13 protein-coding genes are annotated in these 16,296 nt (G+C 40.9%); 8 read left to right on the top strand and 5 right to left on the bottom strand.

Translation table 11 applies throughout. The annotated features are described in order from the left end of the window. Positions 1-76: 76 nt before the first annotated feature. Positions 77-892, bottom strand: coding sequence for a head GIN domain-containing protein (locus tag AC106S_RS07345; protein ID WP_482438449.1), 816 nt, complete (start codon positions 890-892; stop codon positions 77-79). A 59-nt stretch (positions 893-951) separates the two neighbouring features. Here AC106S_RS07345 and AC106S_RS07340 point away from each other — a divergent pair, with 59 nt between their 5' ends. The 4 genes from AC106S_RS07340 (at position 952) to AC106S_RS07325 (ending at position 5,429) form a co-directional block, all read left to right on the top strand. Beyond that, positions 952-3,093 carry a M3 family metallopeptidase gene (locus AC106S_RS07340; protein ID WP_482438448.1) on the top strand — a complete coding sequence of 714 codons (2,142 nt, stop codon included), beginning with the start codon at positions 952-954 and terminating at the stop codon, positions 3,091-3,093. Between the two features lie 279 nt (positions 3,094-3,372). Further along, a complete protein-coding gene (locus tag AC106S_RS07335; protein ID WP_482438447.1) occupies positions 3,373-3,750 on the top strand; it encodes a YchJ family protein in 378 nt (125 codons plus the stop codon). 6 nt (positions 3,751-3,756) lie between these two features. Then, the gene (locus AC106S_RS07330; protein ID WP_482438446.1) at positions 3,757-4,347 is read left to right on the top strand and encodes a hypothetical protein; all 591 of its coding nucleotides are present in this window, start codon (positions 3,757-3,759) and stop codon (positions 4,345-4,347) included. A gap of 23 nt (positions 4,348-4,370) precedes the next feature. Further along, entirely contained in the window at positions 4,371-5,429 is a 1,059-nt protein-coding gene (locus tag AC106S_RS07325; RefSeq protein ID WP_482438445.1) for a hypothetical protein, read from the top strand. 83 nt (positions 5,430-5,512) lie between these two features. Here the strand turns inward: AC106S_RS07325 and AC106S_RS07320 are convergent, their stop codons facing one another. Continuing rightward, positions 5,513-6,013 carry an FKBP-type peptidyl-prolyl cis-trans isomerase gene (locus AC106S_RS07320; protein ID WP_482438444.1) on the bottom strand — a complete coding sequence of 167 codons (501 nt, stop codon included), beginning with the start codon at positions 6,011-6,013 and terminating at the stop codon, positions 5,513-5,515. 108 nt (positions 6,014-6,121) lie between these two features. Beyond that, positions 6,122-6,367: a VF530 family protein gene (locus tag AC106S_RS07315; protein WP_482438443.1), complete on the bottom strand. Its 246-nt coding sequence runs from the start codon at positions 6,365-6,367 to the stop codon at positions 6,122-6,124. An 87-nt stretch (positions 6,368-6,454) separates the two neighbouring features. Here AC106S_RS07315 and AC106S_RS07310 point away from each other — a divergent pair, with 87 nt between their 5' ends. Together AC106S_RS07310 and AC106S_RS07305 are read left to right on the top strand one after the other, a co-directional pair. Next, positions 6,455-7,660 (top strand): metallophosphoesterase family protein, encoded by a 1,206-nt coding sequence (locus tag AC106S_RS07310; protein ID WP_482438442.1) that lies wholly within the window; start codon positions 6,455-6,457, stop codon positions 7,658-7,660. 3 nt (positions 7,661-7,663) lie between these two features. Beyond that, the gene (locus AC106S_RS07305) at positions 7,664-10,702 is read left to right on the top strand and encodes an SbcC/MukB-like Walker B domain-containing protein (protein WP_482438441.1); all 3,039 of its coding nucleotides are present in this window, start codon (positions 7,664-7,666) and stop codon (positions 10,700-10,702) included. Positions 10,703-11,109: 407 nt separating this feature from the next. On the opposite strand, the gene AC106S_RS07300 is transcribed toward AC106S_RS07305, so the two are convergent. Next, entirely contained in the window at positions 11,110-12,135 is a 1,026-nt protein-coding gene (locus AC106S_RS07300) for an LLM class flavin-dependent oxidoreductase (RefSeq protein WP_482438440.1), read from the bottom strand. A gap of 130 nt (positions 12,136-12,265) precedes the next feature. Between AC106S_RS07300 and AC106S_RS07295 the strand changes: the two genes are divergently transcribed. Further along, entirely contained in the window at positions 12,266-13,072 is an 807-nt protein-coding gene (locus tag AC106S_RS07295; protein ID WP_482438439.1) for a hypothetical protein, read from the top strand. A 61-nt stretch (positions 13,073-13,133) separates the two neighbouring features. On the opposite strand, the gene AC106S_RS07290 is transcribed toward AC106S_RS07295, so the two are convergent. Beyond that, positions 13,134-15,272, bottom strand: coding sequence for a S9 family peptidase (locus AC106S_RS07290; protein ID WP_482438438.1), 2,139 nt, complete (start codon positions 15,270-15,272; stop codon positions 13,134-13,136). A 455-nt stretch (positions 15,273-15,727) separates the two neighbouring features. Between AC106S_RS07290 and AC106S_RS07285 the strand changes: the two genes are divergently transcribed. After that, positions 15,728-16,240, top strand: a complete 513-nt coding sequence (locus tag AC106S_RS07285) for a YceI family protein (protein ID WP_482438437.1) — start codon at positions 15,728-15,730, stop codon at positions 16,238-16,240. Positions 16,241-16,296 lie beyond the last annotated feature (56 nt).

The following is a 16,296-nucleotide window of genomic DNA, read 5'->3' as shown; positions in this document are numbered from 1 at the left end:
TAAATAAAAATAAAAAAATAAACCAAGGATCCGCCGCCCCCCGCCCCCCGAAACCTGATCTGTAATGCAGTAATTTTTATTGAATACTTACGCTTCCGCCGCTGCTTTCTTCTTTGGTTATGCTTTGAAGCGGACCTTTTTTCGAAATATCAACACTTCCGCCGGAAGAAGCCTCAGCTTTTACACTGGAAACAGCACTCATTTGTACACTCGCTCCACTGGAAGCCTCAGCTTTTACATGATCTGCCACAACTCCTGCCGCAGAAACACTGCTTCCTGATGAAGAACTGACCTCTGCATTTTTAGTTTTCCCGGAAATATCAATACTCGCTCCTGAAGAAGCTTCGATATCAAGATCCACCGCCCAGATCTTTCCGCTGAAATTACTGCTGCTGTCTGTGGTAATATCAAAATCATTCGCTTCAAGATCCCCGGAAATACTTGCAGCGCTTGATACCTCGACACTGGTTTTATCCTGGGTGAATTTATCTTTTACTGTAATTTTCGCTGCGGAATTGGCATTAAGTTTTGTAAAATCTTTAGTATAAATCTTCGCCGTCACATTATTGGTATTCATCACCCTGATTCCCGGCTTATAATGGATATGCAGTTTTCCCCCATTATTATCCACAAGAACCTCATTGATGATGTTTTCGGGGGCGGAAATAACGACTCTTTCAGTTTCCGATTTAATGATTTCGGCATCTATCGCCTGCGAAACTTCAATTTCGTCAAAATCACCGTTAAATTCCTTCTGTTTAATCGGCCCGCTTTCTTTACTGATCACTTTATCTACCCAGCCTTTATTTTCCCTGTTTTTTTTCTCATGTCTTTCATTGCATGAGACCAACAGCACGAAGGCTGATAGAATAAAAAGAGTCCTTGATTTCATGTTTACTGCTTTTATAAATTAAGTTTTTAATATCTTTATACTTTAATAACAACTAATTTATGAAAAATATTTCATCGGTATTGTTAATTTCTGCTCTGGCATTTAACCAATCTTGTACTACAATGAAAAAAACCGATACCCAACAGGAGATTCCTGTTACCGATCCGTCCTTATCTTCCAATCCTTTTATGAAGAAAAGTAAGCTTCAGTACGAAGCTCCGGAATTCAATAAAATTAAAAACGAGCACTTCAAACCGGCTTTTGATTTCGGATTAAAGCAGCAGGATGCTGAAATCATGAAAATTGCCAACAATCCGGAAGCCCCTACTTTTGAAAATACAATTGTTGCCCTTGAAAAAAGCGGTGAGGTACTGAAAAGAGCGGTTATCGTATTTTCCAACCTTACCGGTGCCAATACCAACCCTACCCTTCAGGCTTTAGATGAAGAATATGCGCCTATATTCGCGGCACATTCTGATAAAATGTACCTGAACGAAAACCTGTACAAAAGAATTAAATCCATCAGAGAAGATGGTCTGGATGCTGAAGGGAAAAGGCTTGTACAGTATTATAAACAGAATTTTGAAATCGCAGGTGCCAATCTTTCTGCCGCAGACAAAGAAAAGCTAAAGCAGATTAATCAGGAACTGGCTTCCCTTTCTACACAATATGCCAATAAATTACTGGAAGCAAGAAAGCAGGGAGGAGTATTCTTCTCCGACGCCAAAGAACTGGACGGACTTTCTGCTGATGAGATTGCAGCGGCAGCAGCGGATGCAAAAACAGCCGGCCAGCCCGGAAAATACCTTCTGGCTCTTCAGAATACTACCCAGCAGCCTCTTCTTCAGAATATGAAAAACAGGGCTTCCAGAGAAAAGCTGTTCAAAGCATCATGGCAGAGAGCAGAGAAGGGTGATGGAAATGATACCAGAGAAACCATTGAAAAGCTGGCTGCGCTAAGGCTGAAAAAAGCGCAGACTTTAGGCAAGAAAAGCTTTGCAGACTGGAAACTTCAGGATCAGATGGCCAAAACTCCGGAAGCTGCGATCAAACTGATGAATCAGATTGCCGCTCCCGCTGTGGAAACGGCAAAACGTGAAGCTAAAGATATTCAGGATCTGATAGACCAGCAGAAAGGAGGATTCAAGGTAGAGCCCTGGGACTGGAATTTCTATGCCGAGCAGGTAAGAAAAGCGAAATATGATCTTGATGAAAATCAGATCAAGCCTTATTTTGAAGTAACCACCGTTCTGGAAAAAGGAGTTTTCTATGCTGCTGAAAAATTCTACGGCCTTACATTTAAAAAGAGAACAGATCTTCCCGTATATCACCCTGATGTAGTTACTTACGAGGTTTTTGACCATGATGGAAAGTCCATTGCCATCTATTACCTGGATTTCTATACCAGAGATTCTAAAAACGGAGGAGCATGGATGAGTAATTTCGTTGAACAGTCTTATCTTTTAGGAACAAAACCGGTGATTGTCAACTGCTACAACTACCAGAAGCCGGCTCCGGGAAAACCTTCTCTGATCAGTTATGATGATGTATCCACCATGTTCCACGAATTCGGGCATTCTATCCACGGTATGTTCGCAAGCCAGAAATACCCATCTTTATCAGGAACCAATGTACCGAGGGATTTTGTGGAATTCCCTTCTCAGATCAATGAGCACTGGGCCTTAGATCCTGTGGTTCTAAAAAATTATGCGATTCACTATGAAACCAAGCAGCCTATTCCTCAGGCGTTGGTAGATAAAATTAAAAAAGCAGCCACCTTTAATCAGGGATATATGACGACAGAGCTTGTTTCTGCCGCAGCTCTGGATATGGACTGGCATACAGTAACCGGCGAAAGCCAGCTGATCCCGGTTTTAGATTTTGAAAAACAGTCTTTGAAAAACCACGGATTTACACTGGCAACTGTTCCGCCAAGATACCATACTCCTTATTTTGCCCACATCTGGGGCGGTGGTTATTCTGCAGGGTATTATGCCTATTTATGGTCTGAAACCCTTGATAATGATGCATGGGAATGGATTAAAAATAACGGAGGACTGACCAGAGAAAACGGTGACCGCTTCAGAAAATACATCCTTTCCGTAGGAAACTCCGTAGACCTGAACCAGGCGTTCAGAGATTTCACAGGACATGATCCGGACATTAAGCCTTTATTAAGAAACAGAGGTTTCATTAAATAATCAACAGGAAGCATTCTTCGGAGTGCTTCTTTTTTATTCTAAAAACAGTATAAAAACAAATATTTTCTTTTTTCCAGTCACGCATAATTCGTGCATCAGTGGCAATAAAATAAAACACCAAATCAAAGCAGAATAGTCAGTCCGGAACTCTTACTTTTTACCTTCAAACAGATTTTTCCAGAATCTTCAGCTGCCGGAATACAAAACGAAAGCTTATTATAAAGGAATTATCCCCCAATATTCATTATTTTTGCCCTTCAACAAATAAAATACAACATTATGGACTGTCCCTGCTGTTCAGGAAAATCATATGAAGAATGCTGCAGCCCTTACCATAAAGGAGAACAGCATGCTCCTACTGCGGAAGCCCTGATGCGCTCCCGGTTTTCCGCATTTGCTATTCCCAATGGGGATTATCTGATGGAAACCACACTTCCCGGAAAACGGAAGCATCATAACAAAAAAGACCTTCAGGAATGGGGAGAGATCAATGAATGGACAAAGCTGGAAATTATCCGAACTCCGGCGTTAAATCATGTGGAGTTTAAAGCCTATTATACGGATCAGGACGGACAGCAGCAGATTCATCACGAGTTTTCTGTATTTCAGAAAATGCATGAACGCTGGTATTATGTCTCAGGTGAATTTTTAAGTTAACAAGATATGAAGAAGATGATTTACATGACGCTGATACTGATCTGCAGTTTCAGCTTTTTAAAGGCACAGAGCAGTGAAGACCAAAAACAGGTGTCTGCTATCGTTACTGATATCCTGAAAGGATTTCAGACCAAAAATGCAGACCTTATGAATAAATACGTGAATAAAGATTATGGCGTAGGAATTCTTTTTAAGAGTGCAGGTGATCTGGGATTTGTCCTGAATGAAGAAGTGGATTTCGGTATGTCTTTAGGATATATCCAGAAATCGTGGAATATCCGCAACCAGTTTCCATTACAGTTCGGCCGGGCTCCGGAATATGACAGCAAAAACAGAAAGTGGAAAAAAGAAGGTTTATCCGCAGAATTCAACTCCAGTATTGTGAATCAATATGCCGATATCTTTCCGGAGCTGTATTCGGTAAAGGATCAGGGAATTTTTAAGATCAATGCCGATCCGAAGAATACGGTTTTCGTGACGCTTGCTGAAAACTCTAAAGAAAATGCTCCTGTGAACGGATTCAGATGTATCCTTACGAAAATAAATGCGCAGTGGTATCTCACCTTTATTGATGTCACAGAATATGATGCTGAATAATAACCATTACTACACAAAATATTATGAAGAAGATACTCCCGGGGATATGCCTGATCACTCTGATGATGAGCTGCAAAAAAGAAGCCGCATCACCACCGGCAGATGTGAAAAAAGATTCTGTTCAGCAGACTGTTTTTAATCATAAGGCGGAAATCAGCGATTTTAAAGAAACCCAACAGGTGGAAAACATCAGTGATGTCCCTTTTATAGTCTATACCAAAACAGATTCTGTTTCTTTTTATACAGAACCGAAAGCTGATGCCAAAGTTTTAAAGATCAAAAATGATAAGCTGAATCATTATTACGGGTTCAAAGATCTGAATGATTTTTTTGAAATTCATTATACCATAGCCTATCAGCCGAACAAAACGATCACAGCCTACGTTTCTAAAAAAGAATTTACCAAAGACTCCCAACTTTCGGTGGAAGGAAGTGATCTGAACCAAATCCGGAGCTCTACTGTAAAAGGAACTGATGATTTTAACACCAAAACGTCAAAAACCTATGCTGTGGTAAGTATGATTGACGGGGCGGCCTACGTCCAGGCAAAGAGCAAAAGTCTGAATGAAAAAATATCTGCCAATCCGGAAGTTCATTTTAACGGAAAAACCTGGAGTCTGAATTTTTTGAAGATCAGTAAAAAGGAAGTGGATGAAGAAGCGGAATACTCCAACCGGTACATCGGTTTCTCACCGGTTACCCAAAGAGAATTCTTTCTGGGAACGAACAGCTATAACAATGACAGGTATTATACCGCCTACCGCTCTTCCAAACAGGATGACGGAACCGTTTTTCTGGGTTATCCCGCAATCAGCACGACACAGAAACTTATTGCCTGCATGAGTTCAAACAATGATGTGGGCTCAGATTTTACCCTGACCCGGTATAATCCGGAAACAGACGGATTTGAAAACCTGCTGTACATCAATTTTACCAATTTCAAGGTGAACGATCCCCAATCCCTGATCTGGATAACGTCCAATATACTTTATGTGAAGGCCAATCATGTGAATACCAACATTTCAGATCCGGATCATACAACAGAATACCTGAAAATTGAACTTACCGATAAAAGCTTTTAAACAGATCAACCGCAGTAAATACCGCGGTTGATGCTTTTTAATTAAAAAAACATCCGGCAAAACCACCGGACATTTCTGTTTTTTTAGTGACCTTCAGTTCCGTCAACCCCATGAGCATGACCATGAGACAGCTCTTCTTCCGTTGCAGGACGGGTATTTAAAATTTCCACTTCGAAATCCAGCACTTTACCCGCCATAGGATGGTTAAGATCTGCTACTACGGCTTCAGGAGTAACTTCTACCACAAACGCCTGGAAATTGTTTCCCTGGTTATCTGCCAAAGGTAAAATTGCCCCGATAGGCGGAGTTCCTGATTCTTTAAACATATCGATTGGCAACTGCACGATAGCGTCAGGCTGTCTGTCACCATAAGCTTCTTCCGGCTGAATCACAAAAGCTGCTTTATCTCCCGCTTTCAATCCCAGGATATTTTCTTCAAATTTTGGAATCATCATTCCCACACCATACAAAAATGTAAGTGGATTTTCTGTTGTTGTTTCTTCTGCAAGAACTTTACTTCCATCTTCTTCAATAGTGTGAAGGATGTATTTTACAGCTACAACGTGATTTTTTTCAATTGTCATACTTTTCTTTTTTGTCGTGAGTTCTTTCACGATTAATGATGCAAATATACTGTTTTTGAAATGATTGTTCGGGGAAAAGAATTCAAAGAAAAATCTTCAGGCAGCATCTTATTTTCCTTTTTCGTCTCTTTTCTTCTGTCTCAGTACAAAGAGGTACAGGCTTTCCACTTTTGTTCTTGCCCAGGGTGTTTTTCTGAGAAATTTCAAAGAGGAACTGATGCTGGGATTATCGGTAAAACATTTGATATTGATCTGCTCTCCCAGCTTTTCAAAGCCTTCGTAGTAATCTACCAGTTCTTCCAGGATGGCATCAAGTCTTTTCCCGTGTAAAGGATCTTTTGAGGGCTGCTGCATTGTTTATTTTTTTACAAAATTAAATTATTATATGTTGATACGGAAATCCGGAATCCCGTATCGCGATTTTGTCCTTACCTTTGAAGTATGAAAATTCTGCACACTGCCGACTGGCATTTAGGAAAACGCCTGGACCGCTTCTCCCGTATGGAAGAGCAGGTTCTGGTGATGCAAGAGATCTCTGATCGGGCTGATGAAGAAAATGCCGATATGATCCTTGTGGCCGGCGATCTTTTTGATAATTTCAATCCGGGCGTAGAAGCGGTTGAGCTGTTCTATAAAACCCTGAAACACCTTTCCCGGAACGGCAGCCGTCCGGTTATCGCGATCTCCGGAAATCATGACTCCCCGAATCTGATCGATGCTCCTGATCCCCTGGCCCGGGAATGCGGAATTATTCTCATTGGCCATCCCAGAGCACACATCATTCCTTTTAAAACAGAACATTTTGAAATTACCCGGTCAAAGGAAGGATTTATAGAACTGAAAATGAAAAATCTGGATTTTCCGGTGAGAATTCTTCATACGCCTTATGCCAATGAAGCCCGTTTAAAAGAATATTTCGGGGAAAATAAAGAAGAAGAGATCAATAAAGTACTTTCTGACCACTGGAACGCCCTGGCAGAAGAATTTTGCGATGATGCGGGCATCAATCTTCTGACCGCCCATCTGTATATGAATAAAAAAGACGGTCCTGTTTTGGAAGAACCGGAAGGAGAAAAACCGATCAGAATCGGAAATGCAGATATGATTTTTTCCGACTGTATTCCGGAGCAGATCCAGTATACGGCATTAGGCCATCTGCATGGTTTCAGAAACATCGGAACAGCCGAAAAACCGGTGATCTATTCCTCTTCACCGTTATGTTACAGTTTCAGTGAGGCAGGGCAAACCAAATATGTTTCTGTGATTGAAGCTTTCCCGGGAAAAAATGTTTCGGTTGAAAAAAAACCTCTGAAAAGCGGAAAAGCTCTGGTAAGAAAAGTATTCAGCTCTGTTGAAGATACAGTTCAGTGGCTGAAGGAAAACCCTTATACTTTCATTGAACTTACCCTGGAAAGTGAAACATTCATCACTGCGGATGAAAGGAAGCTGCTTTACCAGTCTCACAACGGTATTGTTCACCTGATCCCGAAAGTAAAGAACCTCAACCCTGCCGAAAACCAGCCTCACGAAATGAATGTAAGCCAGAATATAGAAACCCTTTTCAAAGATTATTTTAAATCTAAAAATGGCGGTCAGGAAGCCAATGAAGAACTGATGAACCTGTTTAACGAAATTTTAAATCCATAGCCTATGATCCCTGTTCAGCTGACCATTGAAGGCCTTTATTCTTATCAGGAACGCCAGGTCATCGATTTTAAAAATCTTACCGATGCCGGATTATTCGGGATATTCGGATCTGTGGGTTCCGGAAAATCATCCATTCTGGAAGCCGTTTCATTTGCCCTTTACGGAAAGACGGAGCGTCTCAATACCAATGATAAAAGGGCTTATAACATGATGAACTTAAAATCGAACCGGTTTTATATTGAGTTTGATTTTCTGAATTATGAAAATAAACTGTTCCGTGTTACCCGCGATTTCAGAAGAAATTCCAAAAGGTTTGATGATGTGAACCCATACTCTGCCGATATTTATCAGAATATCGACGGAAAATGGCTTTCTATGGAAAATGCGGATATTGAAGCAATTGTAGGTTTGAACTATGCCAATTTCAAACGCACGATTATTATTCCGCAGGGACAGTTTAAAGAATTCCTGGAACTGAAAGCTACGGAACGGACCAATATGATGAAGGAGATCTTCAATCTTCACCGTTATGATCTTTACAATAATGCCGCAACGCTGAATACCCATAACAATTCGGAACTGGACCAGCTGGAAGGCCGGCTTAAAGGTTTTGAAGAGATCAATGAGGAGAAGATAAAGCTTCACAAAGAAGGTTTAGCAGAGGAAAAGAAAAAGTTCATTGAAGCGGATACCCGGTTTCAAATGATCTCGGAAAGGTTTCAGCAGCTTAAAAATTTAAAGATCGATTTTGAAAATCTAAAACAGAAAAAAGAGAAGTTCAGCGGATTATCTGCTCAGAAACAGCAAATAGATGCACAGGAAGTACAGGCTGAATTGTATGATAAAGTTTTCAGGACGTTCAGTCCGCTGATGGCCGAGGATCAGAAACTGGCTAAAGAAATTTCGGAACAGAAAGCTGAACAGGAGAAGCAGATAAAGCTTGCTGTACAGACCGAAACGGATTTCAATACGGTGAAACAGCAGCTTACTGCTTTACAGCCTCAATTTGATCAGCTGGATCAGTCTAAGACACAGGAAAATGATCTGTTACTGATCCTGCAGATGCTTGGGTATTCCGCCGATATCACCACGCTTAAAGATAGAACCGCCAAAGGAAAGACAATGGTGGAAGAAGTGGAAACGGATATAGAAAATCTCAGGAACAATATTGAGAAACAGGTAAAAGATACTGAGACCCTGAAATCCAGAAAACTCGATTCAGCACTCCTCCTGAATACCGGCAACTGGTTCACTCATCAAAAAGGACTGAAGAAACTTATTGAGGAACAGGCCGTAAAAGTTGAAAAAGGGCAAAAGGAAATTAAACTTACCGTAGATGAATTGAAGTCACTCAACATCAATATTGAACATTTTAAGGAAGACTTTAAAGTTTTATATGACGATTTTGAAAAGCAGAAAAAGGAATTATCTCAAAAACTGGATCATTTAAAGGTTCAGAAAGAGCTTTCACGGTTCGCTGATGAGCTTCATCCGGGAGAGGCCTGCCCGCTTTGTGGTTCTTTGGATCATCCGGCTATTGTGGAGTTTCATGACGTGAATTCAGGAATTCAGGAGATACAGGAAAAAATGGAATTCATAGATCTGCAGAACGCTGCACTTCAAAAGAAAGAGAACACTGCCGAGAAAATTCTGGAAAGAAAAGCCATTTATGAAGAACAGCTTGCTTCCGAACTGAAAAAAGCAGAACAGCTTCAAAAAGATATGGAAGATCATCTGAAAGCTTTCATCTGGGCTCAGTTTAATCCCAATAATGAAAAAGATTTTGAAGAAAAACGGACCGCTTCTTTTGCGATTGAAAAGGAAATTGAACTGGCTGAACAGCATATACTGAAGGAGCGTGAAACACTGGAAAAGGAAAATAAAAATGCTGAAAAATACAGAAGCCTGCTGGAAAGTTTCAGACTGGAAGAAGCCAAAAAAGAAGAACAGATCAATACCAGCCGTTCCGCACTGAAGATCCTGAACTGGGATGATTACAGGAAAAAGACCACCTCTGAAGTTGAAGAGATTCACCAGAAATTATCCCGTTCCAATACAGAAACAGAACAAAATTACCAGAAACTGACCCGGCAGGAAAAAGAACTGTCGCCTTTGCTTGCTTCTCAAAAAACAATGGTTGAACAGCTGGAAAAGCGGATCTCCCAACTCACTCTGGAGATTTCCGGACACCGGGAAGTCATCAGAAAGACTTTAGCGGAACAGAATTTCACGACACTGGATGAAATACGTCCTATCCTGGAACAGGAAATCAATGTGGAGCATGTGAGAACAGCCATTCAGGCATTCCGGATTGAATTTGAAACCCTGAAAAACGGGATTGGTGAACTCGAAATCAAACTGAAAGATTTCTCTTTTGATGAAGCTCAGTTTTCCAAAGCAGAAGAGGAATTCAATACCGTTCAGAACGAAGTAAAACAAATCGGTGAATCTGTGATCAAAATTACTGCCGAGATTGAAAGACTCGAAAATGAATATAAAAAGAAAGAAGATCTTTTAAAAGACCTGTCGCGCCTTCAGAAACGTTCTGAAAACCTGAAACTGATGATGAATCTCTTCAAAGGAGCCGGTTTTGTACAGTATGTATCCTCTATTTACCTGAGACAGCTGTGCGATCATGCCAACATCCGTTTCCACAGGATGACAAGAAACCAGCTGAGCCTGCAGCTGAATGAAAGCAATGATTTTGAGATTATCGATTACCTCAATGAAGGAAGAAGCAGAAGTGTAAAAACACTTTCGGGGGGACAGGCCTTTCAGGTTTCTTTAAGCCTGGCACTGGCACTGGCAGAAAGCGTACAGTCCAATGCTGCTGCGGATAAGAATTTTTTCTTTATTGATGAAGGTTTCGGTACACAGGATACGGAATCGGTGAATATTGTTTTTGAAACACTGATGAGTCTCCAGAAAGAGAACCGTATCGTAGGGATTATTTCCCATGTGGAAGAACTGAAAGAAAAAATACCTGCTGCCCTGAATATAAGCAGGGATGAAGAACGCGGAAGCCTGATTGAAATTGTGTAACAGCTTATTTTAAATTTTAAAATCAAAAAAACTTTTAAACAATTATTTTATTGCTCAAAGTCAGGAGACTTTGCGCAGCAAGGAGGTCAGGAAACTTTGCGCAGCAAGGGTAAACGGATTATTTTAAACTCAAAAAAATCTGCGTCATCTGCAGGATCTGCGAGAAAATAAAATACCTATTAAAATCTGTGTTATCTCAGGAATCTGTGGGAAATTTTAATATCAGAAAAGATCAGGATTGCGTCCAAAAAAATTCACCCGTATCAATCGGAGAAATCATACGGGTGATTTTCCGCTCTGTCTGAAGTCTTTAAGAAACAGCACTTGCCGGAACCGGTTTCACTGTGTGATCATCTGCAGCAGCTACAATATAAAATCCTCCGCTGAAAATCAACGGAGGATTATTATTAAAGGTCTTGAACAGCCGGTTTTACTTCATCCCCAAACAATTCTATTGATTTCAGGGTGATGTCATGAGCAGGATCTCCAATGTCCATATGCCCGATGAATCTTGTAATTCCAAAGAGTTCTTTCATATAGGCGATCTTATCGGCTACTTCTGCGGGGCTTCCGATAAACAGAGCGCCTTCACGGCTTCTTCCGCCGTCATACTGCATTTTTGTATAAGGTGCCCAGCCTCTTGATGCCCCTACCCTGTCCATCTGGGATTTATAATTATGGAAGTATCCGTCTACTACTGCCGGATCATTGCTTACGAAAGTATGAGAATGAACCGCGATCTGCATTTGTGAAACATCATGGCCTGCTTTTTTGTATTCCTGTTTGTAGAATTCGATCAGGTTTCTGAACTGAGCCGGCATTCCTCCAATGATGGCTACCACGAGCGGCATTCCCATTTGTGCTGCGCTTAAAACAGATTGCGGAGTTCCTCCCACAGCCCTCCAGACCGGTATTTTACCTCCATTTTTAGCTCTTGGATAAACCGTCTGGTTTTGCATTGGAGCCCTAAGCTTTCCTGACCACGTTACATTTTCTTCGGTATTGATCTTCATCAGCAGTTCCAGCTTTTCATCAAAAAGTTCTTCATAATCATTCAATGAATAGCCGTAAAGCGGAAAGGATTCAATAAAGCTTCCCCTTCCTACAAATATTTCGGCTCTTCCGTCTGATATAAGATCAAGAGTGGCAAAATCTTCGTATACCTTTACCGGTTCTGAAGAGCTTAATACGGTAACACCACTTGCCAGTTTTATATTTTTGGTAATGGAGGCAGCGGCTGCCAGAACCATTTCCGGAGACGAAACCGCATAATCCGGACGGTGATGCTCGCCCATAGCAAAAACATCAAGTCCCACCTCATCCATCAGCTTCACCTGATCCAGAATTTCACGGATCTTGGTTCCTGCCTCTCTATATTTTCCGGTTGCCTGGTCGAAAGCCAGATCTCCGAACATTCCTATTCCTAATTCCATATTTTCTGATTTTATAAGTACAAAAATACGGCTGCAAAAAATGAAAAACATTGATGTTTGTTAAGATCGGTTTTGCTGATATAGCTTTACTTGGCTATATTTGAGGATTATCTCTCTAATTTTTATCAGTATGAAATCCATCATCAGTATATTTCTGCTTTTTGCAGCGGGTATATGTTTTTCCCAGAATAAAACAGAGATCTATGTGATCGGGAATATCCATGACAGTGTTCCGAACTATCATCCTAAAATACTGTTTGAGATTCTTGAAAAAATCAAACCGGATGTTATTCTTCATGAGGTAGACAAAGAAGGTATGAAAGAGTATGAAAACAGTATTGACCTGAATGGCAATGAGATAAAGGCAAGTAATCTCTATGTAAAAAAATATCCGAAAACTCTAAGATTTCCATTTGATTTTGAAGGCAGAAACCAATACAGGAAAGACCGGGGAATGGTTCCCACAGATAATCTTGCTGTAAAGCTGATCGACAGTCTGTATAAAGCAAAGTCATTAACAGCCGGGGAAATAAAGCTGTATGAAGATTTTACAAATTCCACTAAAGATTTAATGAAAACTGCCGGACTATCTCCTGAACATTTCAATAATGCAGCTACGGATAAGATTTCCGAAAGAAGACAGAACGCCCAGTATGCAGGTTTGGTGAAAATTTCAGATGCAAGACCTGAGTTCGCTGAAAGATATGTAACGAAGCCTGACGGCAAAAAGATCAGCTACCGGGACGGGTTCAAGCTGATGGCCGCCTTCTGGGATCTCCGCAATCAGACCATGGCCCGGAATATCCGTAAAGTCGCAGAAAAGCATCCTCATCAAAAGATTGTAGTTCTGACAGGCTTTCTGCACAGGTATTATCTGCTGAAAGAGCTGAAGAGTATCGGTAATAACCGCTATGTGATCAAAGAGTTCTACGACTGATTACAGATCATTTAATCCCAATAAAAAATCCAGCCTAAAAATAGGCTGGATTTTTCTTTATTTATTTCTTTAAATACTGATCGAAATAATCTGTTACTTTCTGCATCAGGTGTACCCTGTCTTTTCCGATAACGTTATGAGGATGTCCCGGATATACAAAATAATCCAGCTGAACGCCATTGTCTACGGCAGACTTCACAAACTTTACAGAGTGCTGCCAAACCACCACATCATCCTGAGCCCCGTGAATCATCAGCAGTTTTCCTTTCAGATTCTGAACTTTGTCCAGCAGGTTCGATGTTTTGTACCCCTGCGGATTTTCCTGTGGGGTATCCATATATCTTTCGCCATACATGATTTCGTACATACTCCAGTCTATAACCGGACCTCCGGCAACTCCTACTTTGAACACTTCCGGGTGACGGAGCATGAAGCTTGTAGTCATAAATCCTCCAAAACTCCATCCGTGGATTCCCAGTCTCTGAGAGTCTACATAGGAAAGAGATTTTAAGTAATCTACTCCTTTCAGCTGATCATTCATTTCGGTAGTTCCCAGGTTTCTGAATACGGCCTGCTCAAATTTCAGTCCACGGTTGGAAGATCCTCTTCCGTCCATCGTAAAAATTACATATCCGTTCTGTGCCATGTATTCGTACCAAAGGTTTCCGGATGCAGGGAAGCTGTTGGTTACCAGCTGTAAATGCGGTCCGTTGTAGAGGTAAACGATTGCCGGATATTTTTTATTCGGATCGAAATTGGTAGGAAGGATGATTTTCCCGTATAAAGGAGTTCCGTCGTCAGCTTTTAATTCTACATTTTTAATCTCCGGTCTCTGGTAATTTTTCAACGGATTTTCAGAGGTAAGGATATTGGCAGATTTCAGATTGGCGGTGTTGATGATATTGGCAACTCTTGGTGAATCTGAATTGCTGTAAGCATCGTACAGATAATTTCCGTCACTGCTCAGCACTCCGGTATGCATTCCTTCTGCTGTGTCCAGTCTCTGCATTTTATAACTGGTCCAGTCTATTTTATACAAATGTCTTTCCAGAGGTGTTTCTTTTGTAGAAGTAAAGTAGATCTCTTTTTTCTTTTCATTAAAGCCTAAGATATCGGTTACCAGCCAGTCTCCTTTTGTGATCTGAGCTATAAGTCCTTTTTCCAGACTGTAATGAAACAGGTGGTTGTAGCCTGTTCTCTGACTCTGCCAGATAAAATCTGTATTGGAATTCGGGAAGAAGGTAAGCGGGTGCTGTGGTTCCACATATTTGCTGTCTGATTCTTCAAACAGGGTTTTCACCAGCTGTCCCGTCGCAGCATTATACTGGTTCATTTTCATATGATTCTGCCCTCTGTTCAGCACCCCTACAAAGATGTATTTTGAATCCGGGCTCCAGGTAACGGCTGTTAAATACTGATCTTTTTCTCCTTCAATGTTAAGGAAAACGGTGGACTGGCTCCTGATATTGTATACTCCCAGAGTCACCTGATGGGAAGTCTGCCCTGCCATCGGATATTTGATATTGTGGTTAACAGCAGGAGTTACAGACCAGTCGATGATCGGGTAATCTGCCACCATCGTCTGATCCATTTTATAGAATGCTACACTTTCGGAATTGGGAGCAGGAAAAATTCCGGTATCAATCCCGAATTCGTTTCTGTGAACGGCCTGTCCGCTGATGATATTTTCGTCAGCTTCGTTAGTTACAGCAACGGTTTTTCCGTTTTTATTGACAAATAAGTTATTTTTTGCCGTGAAAGCGAAGGTCTGCCCGTCGCCAAACATTTTTATATTGGCTGCGTCCTGATCCAGCGTCGCTTTGTCCTTTACTTTCCAGTCATTTCCTGACTTTTCTATCCAGAACATGTTTCCGCCTGAAGTAAAATACCCCTGCGAAGTGCCGGAAAATTTAATCTGGGGAACGGCCTTCAGCTTATCATTGGATAATGACCTCTTCAGCTGTGATAAAGATACCAGTGTATCCTGTTTATTGGTTTTCAGATCGGTGATCAGGTATCCGCCTTTTACGGCCTGGATGTATGATTTTCCGTCTGCAGACCATGAAAACTGGGAGATATTTTTCACAGCAAGGTTGGTTCTCATCCCATTTACGGCTTCCGCCATTGTAAACTTCTGGGTCTGGGCGAATGCAGTATTCCCCAAAACCAGCATCAATAAAGAGAATTTATATAATTTCATTGTATAAAATTGAATCTGTCAAAAATAAGAAATAAAAATCATTCGTTAAGAAATGTTAAAATAAAACATTGGTAAAATAGAATTAATGAACTGATAAAAATTATTTCTTAACTTAATGGTAGAATTTTTCTGAAGGCTGTCGGGAAATCGTAATGCTGTAAAAAAGTAATCCTCGGAGAACCATCATCCATTACTTATTACCCATTACTCATTGCCTATAAAATAGCCCCGATAGTAACGGTTACCCCGCAGCACGGGCAGGAAAGGAGAACGGCTTCAGCTATGGAAAGTTTGGGAGCGAGGAGTATGAGTGGATAGCGGGAAAAAGCTCCTGAAAAATAAAAAAAGGGGCACTGAATACAGAATAGATGCATTTCTTATCCTATATCAATGATTTGTATCTGTTCCCCGTCCTACATTTGCATCATAGTTAACCAACAAAAAAATATATTACAATGGCAACAAAATGGAACCTAGACCCAACGCATAGTGAAATTACCTTCAAAGTAAAACACATGATGATTTCTAATGTAAAAGGAAGCTTCAGAAATTTCAATGCTGAAATTGAAGCTGAAGATGATTCTTTTGCCAATGCCAGAACAACGGCTACCATCCAGACCGATTCTGTTTTCACCAACAATACAGACCGTGATAACCACTTAAAGTCTGCTGAGTTCTTCAATGCTGAGGCTCATCCAACCATCACGTTTGACTCTCAGGCATTAAATGACAAGGTAACAGGAAATCTTACCATCAACGGGATTACAAAACCGGTAACTCTTGATGTAGATTTCGGAGGAATCAATGTAGACCCGTGGGGAAATACCAAAGCAGGTTTTTCTTTTGAAGGCAAGATCAGCAGAAAAGATTTCGGACTGAACTGGAATGCAGCGCTTGAAGCAGGAGGTGTAATGGTAAGTGACGAAGTAAAAATAGCAGGAGAACTGCAGTTTGTAAAACAGGCGTAATTTCTAATACATACGGTAAAGGGTTCAGGGTTTTTCTAATCCCCTGAACCTTTTGT

The organism is Chryseobacterium sp. FR054 (genome assembly GCF_056844565.1).
Note: the sequence above shows the minus strand (reverse complement) of the source record. Positions and strands in the feature narration are given on the sequence as shown.